Raw genomic sequence first — 14,518 nt, 5'->3', positions numbered from 1 at the left:
TAGGCCTATTTTATTGATCGATTGTCGACCAAATAGCTACGCTTATTTGCCTCGTCCTGGCTCTCAAAAGCTGGCCAACGCAGAGGAGCAGTGAATGACGACGCTGCACGTTCGTTGTGAAAAATCGAACAATCGAACCTTGTGGAATTTCAAGCCTGTCCCGACAGCACGGCTCGATGAACTTGGCTTTCCACACACGGTTGCGCACTTCACGCAGGCACTATCACGAAAAGTGACACGATCTCGCAGCTGGAAAATACCAACGATCGATGTGATCTCTCGTTGCCCTTGATTTCGTGATTCTTTAATAAAACTGCCAGCCGTAGTGATGTCGTCAACATCGACCGATTAATGAACAAAGGATGGCGGGAAAGAGGCAACCTCGATAAATGAGTGTTGTCACGCAGGGTTCCGTGCGCTGCCGCTCTACGTGGCCTGAATGGCAAGGGCAACGTACCCTTGCCGCAGAAAGCGGAAGCCATTGCAGCCCTGTATACTCCACGGCCGCTCACTTTCGTCGCCCAAGCCTGCATGTCCGACTCTCTCAGCTCTCCGGCCCCCAGCCCGCTACGCCAACGCAATTTCCTGTATTACCTGATGGCGCGTGTACTCGGCACGCTGGCGGTGCAGATGCAGAGCGTGGCGATAGGCTGGCAGGTCTACGACATGACCGGCAGCCTGGTGGACCTCGGCCTGATCGGGCTGGCGCAGTTTGCGCCGTTCCTGCTCCTCATCCTGCTGGCCGGCCATGTGGCGGATCGCTACGAGCGCCGCCGGATTATTGTGATTTGCATGCTGGCGCAGCTGCTATGCGGCGCGCTGCTGTTCGTGCTGACCTTCAGCGGAATCGAGACGGTCTGGCCCATCTTTGCAGTGCTGGTGCTATATGGCAGCGCCCGTGCCTTCATGATGCCGGCCACGCAGGCGATCCTGATCAATCTGGTGCCGCAGGCCAGCTTCGGCCGCGCGGTGGCGCTGAGCTCGTCGACCTTCCACGTGGCAGTGATTGCCGGACCGGTGCTGGGCGGGCTGCTGTACCTGGCCGGTCCCAAGGTAGTGTACGCCATCGTGGCCGGCCTGCTGTTGCTGGCGGTGATCCTGATGGCCATGACCCGCACGCTCACCCGGCAGCCCGGCGGCCGCGAACCGGTGTCCTGGCATAGCATGCTGGAAGGGTTGCGCTTCGTCTGGTCGCGCCCCGTGGTGCTGGGGGCGATTTCGCTGGACCTGTTCGCCGTGCTGTTTGGCGGCGCCACCGCATTGCTCCCGGCGCTGGCGCGCGATGTGCTGCATGCCGGCCCGACCGCGCTTGGCATGCTGCGCATGGCGCCCGGCGTGGGCGCTGCGCTGACCTCGGTGTTGCTTACTTTCTTTCCGATCACGCGCCGGGTGGGGCTCTGGATGTTCGGCGGCGTCGCCCTGTTCGGTGTCGGTACTCTGGTGCTGGGACAATCCGCCATCCTGCCGCTGTCGTTGGCGGCGCTGGCGATGATGGGCGCAGGCGATATGGTCAGCGTGTATGTGCGGCACCTGCTGGTGCAGCTGGAGACGCCGGACAGCATTCGCGGCCGTGTCAGCGCGGTCAATTCGGTCTTCATCGGCGCCTCCAATGAACTGGGGGAATTCGAATCCGGCATCACCGCCGGCTGGTTCGGCCTGGTGCCCGCAGTGCTTCTGGGCGGTGCGCTGACGCTGGGCGTCACGGCCGTATGGATGTGGCGTTTCCCCATCCTGCGCACCATGGACCGCTTTCCAAGAGCAGCCATCGTGCCTGCCGGCAAGAACTGACCCCCGCCTTATGCGCTCGCCGCATATGCAAGCGCGAAATTGTCCTTATGATCCCAAGTGATAAGCGCGCGCAAAATGATTCGTTGGTCTCCAGGCAAGTGGACAGTAATCTGCGTTCTCCAGATAACATGCTTTCGGAGATCACGCCATGCTGCACAAGTCGCTTCTGTCCCTCGCCCTTGCCCTGTCCCTGGCCGCGCCGGCCCTGCATGCAGCCGAGGTCAACCTGCTCAATGTCTCCTACGACCCAACCCGCGAGCTCTATCAGGACATCAACAAGTCCTTCGCCGCGCAGTGGAAGGCCAAGACCGGCGACGACGTGAAGGTGCGGCAGTCGCATGGCGGTTCCGGCAAGCAGGCGCGCTCCGTGATCGACGGCCTGGAAGCGGACGTGGTGACGCTGGCGCTGGGCTATGACATCGATGCCATCGGCGAGCGCAAGCTGCTGGCCCCGGATTGGCAGAAACGCCTGCCGCACAATGCCTCGCCCTATACCTCCACCATCGTGTTCCTGGTCAGGAAGGGCAATCCCAAGGGCATCAAGGACTGGAATGACCTGGTCAAGCCCGGCGTGTCAGTGATCACGCCCAATCCCAAGACCTCGGGCGGCGCGCGCTGGAATCACCTCGCGGCCTGGGGCTATGCGCTGAAGCAGCCGGGCGGCAATGAAGCCAGCGCCCGCGACTTCCTGGGCAAGCTCTACCGCAACGTGCCGGTGCTGGATTCGGGCGCGCGCGGCGCCACCACCACCTTCGTCGAACGCGGCATCGGCGACGTGCTGATCGCCTGGGAGAACGAAGCCATCCTGGCCATCAAGGAACTGGGCCCGGACAAGGTCGAGATCGTCGCGCCATCGTCCAGCATCCTGGCCGAGCCGCCGGTGGCGGTGGTCGACAAGAACGTCGACAAGCGCAATACCCGCAAGGTGGCCGAAGCCTATCTGCAGTTCCTGTACACCGATGAAGGCCAGGAAATCATCGCGAAGAACTACTACCGTCCTGCCACCGAGAAGGCGGCAGCCAAGTATGCGGCCCAGTTCCCCAAGCTCAAGCTGTTCACGCTGGCCGAGGTGGCCGGCGACTGGCAGCATGCGCAGAAGGCGCATTTCGCGGATGGCGGCGTGTTCGACCAGATTTACCAGCCGGGCAAAAAATAAGCTTTCGGCCTTTATCCATCGGCGAATTCAAGGACGCATCATGACCATATTGCTCTTGGCCGGTAGCCCGTCGATGCCTTCCCGGTCCGGCCGCCTGCTGCACTACGCCGGCCAGCGGCTTGCGCTGCTGGGCCATGCCAGCCGCCGGCTGCAGGTGCGCGATCTGCCGGCCGAGGCGCTGCTGAAGGCCGATTTCAAAAACGAAGGCATCCTCGCCGCAGCGGCCGAGGTGGCCCAGGCGCAAGCCCTGGTGATCGCGACGCCGGTGTACAAGGCGGCCTACAGCGGCGTGCTGAAAGCCTTTCTCGACCTGCTGCCGCAGGACGGCCTGAAAGGCAAGCTGGTCCTGCCGCTGGCCACCGGCGGCAGCCAGTCGCACATGCTGGCGCTGGACTATGCCTTGCGTCCGGTGCTTTCATCCCTGGGCGCACGCCATGTGCTGCCCAGCATCTATGCCACCGATGCCCAGGTCGTGTGGAGCGAGGAACAGGGCCTGAACCTGGATGCGGACATCGCGGCCCGGATGGCCGACGGCGTCGAGCGCCTGGCTGCCGGCCTGCTGACGCTGCGCGATGCAGCCGTCCACGCGCCGGTGCCTTTCTCCCAGGTGCGATGTAGCGTCTGACGCGGCTACACCCCCCTCGTATCCACTCCCCTCACTGCATGCGCAGGCTGCCCTTGCGGCGGCCGGGGAGGATGCATGCCGGCGATCGGCACCATCTGGACGATCCGCACCGAATACCATTCAGGAAGGAAACAAGCATGACCATCAAGACCAGACCAGACTATCAGCGCCGACGCGCGCTTGGCCTTCTCTCGGCCGCCGCGCTGGGCGTGTTTGCCGGCGCAGCCGGCGCACAGGACAAGGCGGTGCTGCGCATCGGCTACCAGAAATACGGCACGCTGACCCTGCTGAAGGGCCGTGGCACGCTGGACCAGCGCCTGGCGGCGCAGGGCATCACGGTGAAATGGACAGAATTTCCGGCCGGCCCGGTGCTGCTGGAAGGCCTGAATGTCGGCAGCATCGACTTCGGCACCGTCGGTGAAGCGCCGCCCATCTTTGCCCAGGCGGCGGGAGCGGACCTGGTCTACGTGGCCAATGAGCCGCCGGCGCCGCGCTCGGAAGCCATCGTGGCGCCGAAGGACTCGGGCCTGAAAGCCGTGTCCGACCTGAAGGGGAAGAAGATTGCGCTCAACAAGGGCTCGAACGTGCATTACCTGCTGGTGCGGGCACTGGAAAAGGCCGGGCTGAAATACAGCGAGATCACACCGGTCTTCCTGCCTCCGGCCGACGCGCGCGCCGCCTTCGAGCGCGGCAGTGTCGATGCCTGGGTGATCTGGGACCCGTTCCTGGCCGCTGCCGAAAAGCAGCTCGGCGCGCGGGTGCTGGCCGACGGCACCGGCCTGGTATCGAATCACCAGTTCTACCTGGCCGCCAGGCCCTACGCCGAGCGCAATCCCGAGATCGTGCGCATCCTGATCGAAGAGCTCGCCCGTGTCGACGACTGGGGCCGTGCCCATCCGAAGGAGGCGGCTGCGGTGCTGACGGCGCAGACCGGGCTGGACGCGGCCACGGTCGACCTGGCGGTGGAGCGCTACAGCTATGGCGTGAAGCTCATCTCGCCGCAAGTGGTGGCCGAGCAGCAGCGCATCGCCGATGTATTCACCCAGTTGAGGCTCATTCCCAAGCCGCTGCGCATCGCCGACATCGTCTGGCAGCCGCTCGCCGCAAGCGCCAGCAAGTAACCGACAGGAGAAATCATGACGCTCAATGTATTCTGGTTCATTCCCACCCATGGCGACAGCCGTTATCTCGGCACCACCAAGGGCGCGCGCCCGGTCGACCATGATTACCTGCGCCAGGTCGCGGTGGCCGCCGACACCCTGGGCTACGACGGCGTGCTGCTGCCCACCGGCCGTTCCTGCGAGGACGCCTGGGTAGTGGCTTCCAGCCTGATTGCCGAGACGCGCCGCCTCAAGTTCCTGGTGGCGATCCGGCCCGGCCTGTCCTCGCCCGGCCTCGCTGCGCGCATGGCCGCTACCTTCGATCGACTATCCAATGGCAGGCTGCTGATCAATGTGGTTACCGGGGGCGACCAGGGCGAGATGCTGGCAGACGGAATCGACGCCGACCATGCGACGCGCTATGAGATCTCGGATGAATTCCTGCGCATCTGGCGCGCCACCCTGGCCGGCGAGGGCGGCGAACAGGGCTTCGACTTCGCGGGACGGCATCTGAAAGTGCAGGGCGCGAAGACGCTGTATCCGCCGGTGCAGAAGCCTTACCCGCCACTGTACTTCGGCGGTTCGTCGGAACCGGCGCATGAACTGGCCGCGGAACAGGTCGACGTGTATCTGACCTGGGGCGAACCGCCGGCCGCGGTGGCGGAAAAGATCGCCGACCTGCGCCAGCGCGCCGCCCGTCATGGCCGCACGCTGCGCTTCGGCATCCGGCTGCATGTGATCGTGCGCGAAACCAGTGAAGCCGCATGGAAGGCTGCCGAGGAGCTGATCAGCCATGTGGATGATGACGTGATCGCCCGCGCCCAGGCGGCATTTTCGAAGATGGATTCGGAAGGACAGCGCCGCATGAGCGCGCTGCATGGCGGCCGCCGCGACAAGCTGGAAGTCTCGCCCAATCTGTGGGCTGGCGTCGGCCTGGTGCGGGGCGGCGCCGGCACCGCGCTGGTGGGCGACCCGGAAACCGTGGCGCAGCGCATGCGTGAATACCAGGAACTCGGCATCGAGACTTTCATCCTCTCCGGCTATCCGCACCTTGAAGAGTCCTACCGCTTCGCCGAGCTGGTATTCCCGCTGCTGGGCAAGGGCAGGGCGGCGGTGGCCGGGCAGAATCTGTCGGGTCCGTTTGGTGAAGTGGTTGCCAACGGCCTCTATCCCAAGGTCTCGCAGAGCTGAAGGGAGAAGGCATGAGCGCGATTCCCGCCGACCTGGGCCACCCGGCCTCGGCCGCAAGCCGCAAGGCGCCACGACTGGCAGCCTGGGCCAGCCGCCTCACGCCCTGGCTGGTGCCTGTCCTGTTGCTGGCCGGCTGGCAGATCGCTGCGCAGCTGGGCTGGCTATCCAGCCGCATCCTGCCCGAGCCGCTGGCGGTGGCGCGGGCCTTCGGATCGCTGGCCGCCTCGGGCGAGCTCTGGACCCATGTGCGCACCAGCCTCGGTCGTGCCATCTACAGCTTCGTGATCGGCGGCGGCCTGGGCCTGCTGCTGGGCCTGTTGACCGGCAGCTTTCGCAGCGCCGAGACCCTGCTCGACACCACGCTGCAGATGGTGCGCAACATTCCCGCGCTGGCGCTGATCCCGCTGGTGATCCTGTGGTTCGGCATCGAGGAGACCGCCAAGATTTTCCTGGTGGCCGTGGGCGTGTTCTTCCCGGTCTATCTCAATACCTTCCATGGCATACGGTCGGTTGACCGCGGCCTGATCGAGATGGCCAGGAGCTATGGCCTGTCTGGCTGGCCGCTGTATCGCGATGTGATCCTGCCGGGCGCCTTGCCGTCCATCCTGGTCGGCGTGCGCTTTTCGCTGGGCCTCGTATGGGTGCTGCTGATCGTGGCCGAGACCATTTCGGCGCAGTCCGGCATCGGCTACATGACCATGAATGCGCGCGAGTTCCTGCAGACCGATGTGGTGCTGGTGGGCATTCTGCTGTATGCGTTGCTGGGCAAGCTGGCCGATGTGGCCTCGCGCACGCTGGAGCGCCACTGGCTGCGCTGGCATCCGGCATATCGAAAGGAGGCGGCATGAACGCGAGGGCAAATGAAGCGGGTACAAGCGGCGGCGCCAGGCTCACATTGCATGGCTTGAGCAAGTCCTATGGCGGCCGGCCGGTGCTGCGCGGCACCGACCTGTCGGTTGCGGCCGGCGAATTTATCGCCGTAGTGGGGCGCAGCGGCTGCGGCAAGAGCACGCTGCTGCGCCTGATCGCCGGCCTGGAAAGGCCCGACGAAGGCGGCGTCCTGTTCGAGGGCGGCACCATTCCCGAGACCCGCGTGATGTTCCAGGATGCCCGGCTGCTGCCGTGGCGGCGGGTGCGCGACAACGTCACGCTGGGCCTGCCGCGTGGCACCGACGCCGCGCTCGCGCTGCGCCAGGTCGGCCTGGAGGAGCGGGCACGGGACTGGCCTGCGGTATTGTCCGGCGGCCAGCGGCAGCGGGTGGCGCTGGCCCGTGCGCTGGCACACGATCCGCAGTTGCTGCTGCTCGACGAGCCCCTGGGGGCGCTGGATGCGCTGACCCGCATCGACATGCAGCAGCTCATTGAAAACCTGTGGCAGGCACGCGGCTTCACGGCCCTGCTGGTCACCCACGATGTGCAGGAAGCGGTGGCGCTGGCGGACCGGGTGCTGCTGATCGAAGACGGCCGCATCACGCTTGACCAGCGCATCAGCCTGCCACGGCCGCGTTCCCGCGGCAATCCGGAATTTGCACGGCTGGAGGAGGCCATCCTGGCGCGGGTGCTGCGCCAGCCGGTGTCGGCCTTAGCCCTCAACCCCATGGCAAGCGCGAGCGCCAGCCAGCTGGGTTGGGCCATCTGATTTTCTACCCATGAAGGAAGCAGCATGACAATACAGGCAATCAACGTACGCAATCAGTTTCGCGGCAAGGTCAGGGCCATCATCGAAGGCGATGTGGTGTCCGAGGTCGATGTCGAGACCCCCGCCGGCACCGTGACCTCGGTCATCACCACCCGCTCGGTGCGCGACCTGGGACTGGAAGTCGGCACCGAAGTGGTGGCCTTCGTGAAGGCGACCGAAGTGTCGATCGCCAAGCTTTGAAGCGAGGAGCAGCCATGTCCTACCCCGCGCTTGACGACTACATCGCACGCCTGCCGCGCGTGCCGATGCCGGGCCACCGCATCTGGCGCAATGCCGGAAACCAGGCGCAGGGACGCTACTTCAACTGTACGCTGACCAGCGTGTTCCAGCCGATGCGTGCGCTGGCATCCGGCCAGCCGCAGGCCCATGAGGCCTTCATCCGCAGCGCCGCGGATGGCCAGCCCGGCCTGTCTGTCTGGCGCCTGCTGGAAGGCGCGGCAAGCGATGAGGAGTCGATCGAGCTCGACCGGCTGTGCCGCATGCTGCATGCGGTGAACTTCTTCCGCCAGCCAGGCGCGGAGGCGACGGACCTGTATCTGAGCGTGCATGAGCGGCTACTTGCCGCGGTGAGCAACAACCATGGCATGGTGTTCCGGCGGGTGCTGGAAAGCCTGGGCCTGCCGCTGCGCCGCATCGTGCTGCAGCTTCCGCAGGCCACTGCCAGCCACCGTTTCCTGCTGCAGTATGTGGCCGACAATTACCAGCGTAGCGGCTTCCGGGTTGCGCTGAATGTGGCCGATGCAGCGGAGGGCTTGCGCATGCTGCAGCTGATGCGGCCGGATGCGATCAAGGTCGATGCAAGAACGCTTGCCGATGTCGCCGCGGCACATCAACTGGCGCAGGCTTGCGCCGTTCAGGGCACAAGCCTGGTGTTCAAGCGCGTAGAGAAACAGTCCGTGGCCGATGCCTTGCCTGGCACGTGCGGGCTGGGCATGCCCTTGCTGGTGCAGGGGCGCTTGTGGGATCAGCCTGAGCCCTTGCTGCATGCGCGGGAAAGCGCCTGCGCTGATGCGCCCGCCAGTTGCCCGGAACGAGCGCCGCGCCGCGCGCCGCTGCGCAGCGCGCAATAAGCCGCTTCAATAACCATCCAACAGCCGCATGCTTGCGACGTTGGCCGGGCATCAGAGCCTTGCCATGCGCAACCATGCTGCGCAAGGCCATTGCGCTGCCGATCCCGACGCGATGTCGTCCCAAGCTGCGCAAACCGCATATGGATAGTCAATATGATTCGTTTGGTAAGTGGAACCCGGGAACTAGACTGTTTGCTCCTTATTCGATGAATGAAGAAAAGCAATGCAGACATCCACACTGGAACCCATCGCTGCTGCCGCTTCGTCCGCAGTGCGCATCAATCCCTTCAACGCGCCGCTGGGCGCAGAGGTGCTCGGCCTGGACCTGGCGCAGCCGCTGGACGACAGGCTGTTTCGCCGCATCCACCAGGCTCATCTCGATCATCATGTGCTGGTGTTTCGTCATCAGCGCATCACCCCCGCCCAGCAGATCGCCTTCAGCCGCCGCTTCGGCCCGTTGCAGATCCATGTGCTGCGGCAATTTCAGTTGCAGCACCATCCGGAAATCCTAGTGGTGTCGAATGTGAAGCGGGACGGCAGGCCGGTTGGCCTGGGCGACGCCGGCCATTACTGGCATTCCGACCTGTCTTATAAGGAGAAGCCCAGCCTGGGCTCGATGCTGCATGCCCAGCAGTTGCCGGCCGACGGCGGCGACACCCTGTTCGCCAACATGCATCTGGCCTATGACACCTTGCCGGTGGCGCTGAAGAAGGCCATCGAGGGCAGGGCGGCCGAGCATGATTACCTGGCGCAGTATGCACAGCTTCAGCGTCGCAATCCATGGCGCCCCGATCTGACCGATGCGCAAAAGGCCGAGGTGCCGCCGGTACGGCATCCGGTGGTGCGCATCCATCCCGAGACTGGCCGCCGCGCCCTGTTCGTCAGCGAGCATTTCACCACCCGCATCATCGGCGTGCCGGAGCAGGAAAGCCGGGCGCTGCTGGACGAACTGTTTGCCCACAGCGTGCGCCCGGAACATGTCTACCGCCAGCGCTGGCAGCCGCATGACATGGTGTTCTGGGACAACCGCTCGGTGATGCACCTGGCAACCGGCTGTCCGGACGACCAGCCGCGCACCCTCTACCGCACCACCATCGAAGGCGACGCGCCGTTCTGAGCGCGATGCGTCAAATAGTCTGCATCAAGGAGTCAGCATGAAATCACCGCAGTCCCGCGCCGCCAGGCGCACTTCACTCATTCGCAAGCTCGGGCTGGCAGGCCTGATCTCTGCCGCGCTGGCGGCGGCCGCGCCGGCCCATGCCGAAGGCCGCATCCGCATCGCCGAACAGTTCGGCATCGTCTACCTGCTTCTCAATGTCGTGCAGGACCAGAAGCTGGTAGAAAAGCATGGCAAGAACGATGGGCTCGACATCAAGGTCGAGTTCAGCCAGCTCTCCGGCGGCGCGGCGGTCAATGATGCCCTGCTGTCGGGCGCCATCGACATTGCCGGCGCCGGCGTCGGGCCGCTGCTGACCATCTGGGACCGCACCCGCGGCCGGCAGAACGTCAAGGGCGTCGCCTCGCTGGGCAACTTTCCCTATTACCTCGTCAGCAACAATCCGGCGGTGAGAACCATCGCCGACTTCACCGACAAGGACCGCATCGCGCTGCCGGCGGTGACGGTCTCGGTGCAGGCGCGCATCCTGCAGATGGCGGCCGCCAAGCAGTTCGGCGACAAGGAGTTCAACCGGCTCGACCGCCTGACCCAGGCCGTGCCGCATCCCGACGCGGCGGCGGCAGTGATCGCCGGCGGTACCGAGATCAATGCGCACTTCGGCAACCCGCCTTTCCAGGACAAGGAACTGGCAGGCAATAAAAATGCCCGCATCGTGCTCAATTCCTACGACGTCCAGGGCGGGCCCAGTTCGGCCACCGTGCTCTACGCTACCGAAAAATTCCGCAACGAGAACCCGAAGACCTACCGCGCCTTCACCGCCGCGCTGGCCGAAGCAGCCCAGTTCGTCGGCGCCAATCCTGAGGCGGCGGCGGACATCTACCTCAAGCGCAACAAGAGCGGCCTGGACCGCAAGCTGCTGTTGTCCATCATCAAAAATCCGCAGATCCAGTTCAAGGTGGCGCCGGAGAACACGCTGGGGATGGCGCAGTTCCTGCACCGCGTCGGCGCAATCAGGCAGCAGCCGGCAAGCTGGAAGGATTACTTCTTCGACGACCCCGTCACCAGCGGAGGCAGCTGATGAGCCCGCGCGAACAGCAACTGCTGCAGGTCGTGGGCAGCAACCATGCGGCATTGCCGGAGCCGCTGCTGCGCATGCGCGAGGTGTCGCTGGAATTTGCCAGCGGCAGCCGCATCGTGCGCGCCACCGATCGCGTCAGCTTCGATGTGCATCGCGGCGACCGTTTCGTGCTGCTCGGTCCGTCCGGCTGCGGCAAGTCCTCCCTGCTCAAGGCCGCGGCCGGCTTCATCGCGCCGGCCTCTGGCGGCATCGAGCTGGCCGGCAGGCCGGTGCGCGGGCCGGGGCCGGACAGGGTGGTGGTGTTCCAGGAATTCGACCAGCTGCCGCCATGGAAGACGGTCAAGCAGAACGTGATGTTTCCGCTGCTGGCCAGCCGGCGGCTCGGGCGGCGCGAGGCCGAGCAGCGGGCGCTGCACTGGATAGACAAGGTTGGCCTGTCCTTCTTTGCCGATGCCTTCCCGCATACGCTGTCGGGCGGCATGAAGCAGCGGGTGGCGATCGCGCGGGCGCTGGCGATGCAGCCCGACATCCTGCTGATGGACGAGCCCTTCGCCGCGCTGGACGCGCTGACCCGGCGCAAGATGCAGGAAGAGCTGCAGCAGCTGTGGGAAGAGCTGCGCTTCACGCTGCTGTTCGTCACCCACTCGATCGAGGAAGCGCTGGTGGTGGGCAACCGCATCCTGCTGCTGTCGCCGCATCCGGGCAGGGTGCGGGCCGAGATCAACAGCCACCAGTTCGGCCTGCACAGCGCCGGCGGCGCGGAATTCCAGAACGCGACCCAGCGCATCCATCACCTGCTGTTTGAACAGGCGGACCAGCATGTGCCGCCGCCATTGCAAAGGAGTCATGCATCATGACCATGCTGCTTGAACCGCCGATACGGGCGGAATACGAGCGCGACACCGCGGCCGTGCAGGAGGTCGCACTGGCGCGACCGGCGCCGCTGGCCTCGCGCATCACCGAGCTGTCGTGGCTGCGCAAGGGCCTGGTGCTGGCCGTGCTGGCGCTGCTCTGGGAAGGCCTGGCCCGATGGCAGGACAATGACCTGCTGCTGCCGACCTTCACCCAGACCGCCGCCGCCTTGTGGGATGGCCTCACCAGCGGCGAGTTACCCGCCAATGTAGCGGTATCGCTGTCGGTGCTGCTGCAGGGCTACCTGGCCGGCATTGCGCTGGCGTTCGTGCTCACCGCGCTGGCGGTGTCGACCCGGATCGGCCGCGACCTGCTGGAGACGCTGACCTCGATGTTCAACCCGCTGCCTGCCATCGCGCTGCTGCCGCTGGCGCTGCTGTGGTTTGGCCTGGGACGCGGCAGCCTGATCTTCGTGATCGTGCATTCGGTGCTATGGCCGCTGGCGCTGAATACCTATGCGGGCTTTCGGGGCGTGCCGGATACCCTGCGCATGGCTGGCCGCAATTACGGCCTGGGCGGACTGCGGCTGGTGCTGCAGGTGCTGGTACCGGCCGCGCTGCCGTCCATCCTGTCGGGGCTGAAGATAGGCTGGGCGTTTGCGTGGCGCACGCTGATCGCAGCCGAACTGGTGTTCGGCGCCACGTCCGGCAAGGGCGGGCTGGGCTGGTACATCTTCCAGAACCGCAATGAGCTGTACACCGACAAGGTGTTCGCCGGCCTGGCGCTGGTGATACTGATCGGCCTGGTGGTGGAGAACCTGGTGTTCCGCACGCTGGAGCGGGTGACGGTGCTGCGCTGGGGCATGCAGCGTTAAGCGAGGTAACTGCGGCGACATTGCGTTACGGCAGGTCCCGGGCTTTGTCGGTATGGATATCACCGGCGCAGACTATTCGATCTGCGTCCGGTGACCAAACTCCTTATGCGATTTTCTTCTATAGGAATGCAAATAAAATATTTTGCTTTATAACAATTGAATGCGATTATGCCGGCCTGTTAATCGTCTTGGTTATAAGCACATGCAAGCTGCCATATCAACATTGCCACCCCGTGCCCGCAGCAGTTTCCGGGTCATGCCGGGCTTCGGGTTGTCGCTGGGCTTCACGGTGTTCTATCTCAGCCTGATCGTCCTGATTCCGCTGTCGGCAGTCTTCTTCAAGACCTTCACCATGACCTGGGAAGCGTTCTGGAGCGCGGTGACCTCCGACCGCGTGATGGCTTCCTACCGGCTTACCTTTGGCGCCTCGTTGATCGCCGCCGCGTTGAACGTGCTGTTTGGCGGCATCGTCGCCTGGGTGCTGGTGCGCTACCGCTTTCCCGGCAAGCGCATCATCGACGCCATGGTGGACCTGCCGTTCGCATTGCCCACCGCGGTGGCGGGCATTGCGCTGACGGCGCTTTACTCCACCAATGGCTGGATAGGCCGTCACCTGGTGCCTCTGGGCATCAAGGTCGCATTCACGCCGCTGGGCGTCGTGGTGGCGCTGACCTTCATCGGCCTGCCTTTCGTGGTGCGCACGGTGCAGCCGGTGCTGGAAGACGTCGAGCGCGAGCTCGAGGAAGCCGCCGCCAGCCTGGGCGCCAATCCCTGGCAGACCTTTGCCCGCGTGATCTTCCCGACCATCCTGCCGGCGCTGCTGACTGGTTTCGCGCTGGCCTTTGCCCGCGCCACCGGTGAATTCGGCTCGGTCATCTTCATCGCCGGCAACATGCCGATGGTGTCGGAAATCACGCCGCTGTTCATCATTACCAAGCTGGAGCAGTACGACTATGCCGGCGCCACCGCGATCGCGGTCGTGATGCTGCTGGTGTCCTTCGTCATGCTCCTGACCATCAACATGCTGCAAGCCTGGACCCGCAAGCGCGGCCAGCCGGAGAAGATCTGATGTCCGCCGTCGCCACTCCCGCCGCCGCTTCCGCGTCGCGCATCGAACCCGCCTATGCGCCGTCCGGCATTTCCGAGCCGTTCTGGGTCAAGGCGCTGCTGGTCACGGTCGCACTGGCCTTCATGACCTTGTTCCTGTTCGTGCCGCTGGTAGCGGTCTTCTTCGAAGCCTTCAAGAAGGGCTGGGAAGTCTATCTGACCTCCATCACCGAGCCGGATGCGATATCGGCCATCAAGCTCACGCTGATCGCGGCTGGCATTTCGGTACCGCTCAACCTGGTGTTCGGCGTTGCCGCTTCCTGGGCCATTGCCAAGTTCAACTTCCGCGGCAAGAGCCTGCTGCTGACCCTGATCGACCTGCCGTTCTCGGTCTCGCCGGTGATTTCGGGCCTGATTTATGTTCTGCTGTTCGGCGCGCAGGGCTGGTTCGGCGAATGGCTGCAGGCGCATGACATCAAGATCCTGTTCGCGGTGCCGGGCATCGTGCTGGCCACGATCTTCATCACCTTTCCCTTCGTGGCGCGCGAACTGATACCGCTGATGCAGTCGCAGGGCAGCGAGGAAGAGGAAGCGGCACTGGTGCTGGGCGCATCGGGCTTCCGGATCTTCTGGCATGTGACCCTGCCCAACATCAAGTGGGGCCTGCTGTACGGCGTGATTCTTTGCAATGCCCGCGCCATGGGCGAGTTCGGCGCGGTGTCAGTGGTGTCCGGCCATATCCGCGGCCAGACCAACACCATCCCGCTGCAGGTCGAGATCCTCTACAACGAATACAACTTCGCCGCGGCGTTCGCGATCGCTTCGCTGCTGGCTTTCCTGGCGCTGGTGACGCTGGCGCTGAAGAGCTTTATTGAATGGCGGCTGCATCATGCGACGTCGCAACCGGATCAGGAGTAATCA

Annotated in this window: 15 protein-coding genes; all 15 read left to right on the top strand. The window is 64.7% G+C overall.

Features of this window, described 5'->3' with window-relative positions:
* Positions 1–531 precede the first annotated feature (531 nt).
* The gene (locus KTQ42_RS06865) at positions 532–1,788 is read left to right on the top strand and encodes an MFS transporter (protein ID WP_217344840.1); all 1,257 of its coding nucleotides are present in this window, start codon (positions 532–534) and stop codon (positions 1,786–1,788) included.
* A 148-nt stretch (positions 1,789–1,936) separates the two neighbouring features.
* Entirely contained in the window at positions 1,937–2,944 is a 1,008-nt protein-coding gene (locus KTQ42_RS06860; RefSeq protein ID WP_217344839.1) for a sulfate ABC transporter substrate-binding protein, read from the top strand.
* Between the two features lie 40 nt (positions 2,945–2,984).
* Entirely contained in the window at positions 2,985–3,569 is a 585-nt protein-coding gene (gene ssuE / locus KTQ42_RS06855; RefSeq protein ID WP_217344838.1) for an NADPH-dependent FMN reductase, read from the top strand.
* Positions 3,570–3,706: 137 nt separating this feature from the next.
* A complete protein-coding gene (locus KTQ42_RS06850; protein WP_217344837.1) occupies positions 3,707–4,690 on the top strand; it encodes a sulfonate ABC transporter substrate-binding protein in 984 nt (327 codons plus the stop codon).
* A gap of 15 nt (positions 4,691–4,705) precedes the next feature.
* Complete coding sequence (ssuD, locus tag KTQ42_RS06845) at positions 4,706–5,860, top strand: FMNH2-dependent alkanesulfonate monooxygenase (RefSeq protein WP_217344836.1); 1,155 nt, start codon at positions 4,706–4,708, stop codon at positions 5,858–5,860.
* An 11-nt stretch (positions 5,861–5,871) separates the two neighbouring features.
* Positions 5,872–6,708, top strand: a complete 837-nt coding sequence (ssuC, locus tag KTQ42_RS06840) for an aliphatic sulfonate ABC transporter permease SsuC (protein WP_217344835.1) — start codon at positions 5,872–5,874, stop codon at positions 6,706–6,708.
* Entirely contained in the window at positions 6,705–7,499 is a 795-nt protein-coding gene (locus KTQ42_RS06835) for an ATP-binding cassette domain-containing protein (protein WP_217344834.1), read from the top strand. Before ssuC ends, KTQ42_RS06835 begins: the two co-directional genes overlap by 4 nt.
* A 24-nt stretch (positions 7,500–7,523) precedes the next feature.
* Positions 7,524–7,739 (top strand): TOBE domain-containing protein, encoded by a 216-nt coding sequence (locus KTQ42_RS06830; protein WP_217344833.1) that lies wholly within the window; start codon positions 7,524–7,526, stop codon positions 7,737–7,739.
* Positions 7,740–7,753: 14 nt separating this feature from the next.
* Positions 7,754–8,629, top strand: coding sequence for an EAL domain-containing protein (locus KTQ42_RS06825; RefSeq protein WP_217344832.1), 876 nt, complete (start codon positions 7,754–7,756; stop codon positions 8,627–8,629).
* 223 nt (positions 8,630–8,852) lie between these two features.
* Positions 8,853–9,746 carry a TauD/TfdA family dioxygenase gene (locus KTQ42_RS06820; protein ID WP_217344831.1) on the top strand — a complete coding sequence of 298 codons (894 nt, stop codon included), beginning with the start codon at positions 8,853–8,855 and terminating at the stop codon, positions 9,744–9,746.
* A 37-nt stretch (positions 9,747–9,783) separates the two neighbouring features.
* The gene (locus KTQ42_RS06815) at positions 9,784–10,824 is read left to right on the top strand and encodes an ABC transporter substrate-binding protein (RefSeq protein WP_217344830.1); all 1,041 of its coding nucleotides are present in this window, start codon (positions 9,784–9,786) and stop codon (positions 10,822–10,824) included.
* A gap of 74 nt (positions 10,825–10,898) precedes the next feature.
* Complete coding sequence (locus KTQ42_RS06810; RefSeq protein WP_249222875.1) at positions 10,899–11,681, top strand: ABC transporter ATP-binding protein; 783 nt, start codon at positions 10,899–10,901, stop codon at positions 11,679–11,681.
* A gap of 2 nt (positions 11,682–11,683) precedes the next feature.
* Positions 11,684–12,550, top strand: coding sequence for an ABC transporter permease (locus tag KTQ42_RS06805; RefSeq protein WP_249222874.1), 867 nt, complete (start codon positions 11,684–11,686; stop codon positions 12,548–12,550).
* A 202-nt stretch (positions 12,551–12,752) separates the two neighbouring features.
* The gene (gene cysT / locus KTQ42_RS06800; protein WP_217344827.1) at positions 12,753–13,619 is read left to right on the top strand and encodes a sulfate ABC transporter permease subunit CysT; all 867 of its coding nucleotides are present in this window, start codon (positions 12,753–12,755) and stop codon (positions 13,617–13,619) included.
* Complete coding sequence (cysW, locus tag KTQ42_RS06795) at positions 13,619–14,515, top strand: sulfate ABC transporter permease subunit CysW (RefSeq protein WP_217344826.1); 897 nt, start codon at positions 13,619–13,621, stop codon at positions 14,513–14,515. The genes cysT and cysW overlap by 1 nt, the downstream gene beginning before the upstream one ends.
* Positions 14,516–14,518: the final 3 nt, after the last annotated feature.

This window comes from Noviherbaspirillum sp. L7-7A (assembly GCF_019052805.1).
Taxonomy (GTDB): domain Bacteria; phylum Pseudomonadota; class Gammaproteobacteria; order Burkholderiales; family Burkholderiaceae_D; genus Noviherbaspirillum_A.
The sequence above is the reverse complement of the archived record's forward strand: the minus strand, read 5'-3'. Positions and strand labels throughout refer to the sequence as shown.

Bases quoted from the DNA above. Each gene is read 5' to 3' on its own strand.
- KTQ42_RS06850 (WP_217344837.1), top strand. From the start codon at position 3,707: ATGACCATCAAGACCAGACCAGACTATCAGCGCCGACGCGCGCTTGGC.
- KTQ42_RS06865 (WP_217344840.1), top strand. From the start codon at position 532: ATGTCCGACTCTCTCAGCTCTCCGGCCCCCAGCCCGCTACGCCAACGC.
- KTQ42_RS06835 (WP_217344834.1), top strand. From the start codon at position 6,705: ATGAACGCGAGGGCAAATGAAGCGGGTACAAGCGGCGGCGCCAGGCTC.
- ssuC (WP_217344835.1), top strand. From the start codon at position 5,872: ATGAGCGCGATTCCCGCCGACCTGGGCCACCCGGCCTCGGCCGCAAGC.
- ssuD (WP_217344836.1), top strand. From the start codon at position 4,706: ATGACGCTCAATGTATTCTGGTTCATTCCCACCCATGGCGACAGCCGT.
- KTQ42_RS06805 (WP_249222874.1), top strand. From the start codon at position 11,684: ATGCTGCTTGAACCGCCGATACGGGCGGAATACGAGCGCGACACCGCG.
- cysT (WP_217344827.1), top strand. From the start codon at position 12,753: ATGCAAGCTGCCATATCAACATTGCCACCCCGTGCCCGCAGCAGTTTC.
- cysW (WP_217344826.1), top strand. From the start codon at position 13,619: ATGTCCGCCGTCGCCACTCCCGCCGCCGCTTCCGCGTCGCGCATCGAA.
- KTQ42_RS06860 (WP_217344839.1), top strand. From the start codon at position 1,937: ATGCTGCACAAGTCGCTTCTGTCCCTCGCCCTTGCCCTGTCCCTGGCC.
- ssuE (WP_217344838.1), top strand. From the start codon at position 2,985: ATGACCATATTGCTCTTGGCCGGTAGCCCGTCGATGCCTTCCCGGTCC.
- KTQ42_RS06830 (WP_217344833.1), top strand. From the start codon at position 7,524: ATGACAATACAGGCAATCAACGTACGCAATCAGTTTCGCGGCAAGGTC.
- KTQ42_RS06815 (WP_217344830.1), top strand. From the start codon at position 9,784: ATGAAATCACCGCAGTCCCGCGCCGCCAGGCGCACTTCACTCATTCGC.
- KTQ42_RS06820 (WP_217344831.1), top strand. From the start codon at position 8,853: ATGCAGACATCCACACTGGAACCCATCGCTGCTGCCGCTTCGTCCGCA.
- KTQ42_RS06825 (WP_217344832.1), top strand. From the start codon at position 7,754: ATGTCCTACCCCGCGCTTGACGACTACATCGCACGCCTGCCGCGCGTG.
- KTQ42_RS06810 (WP_249222875.1), top strand. From the start codon at position 10,899: ATGCGCGAGGTGTCGCTGGAATTTGCCAGCGGCAGCCGCATCGTGCGC.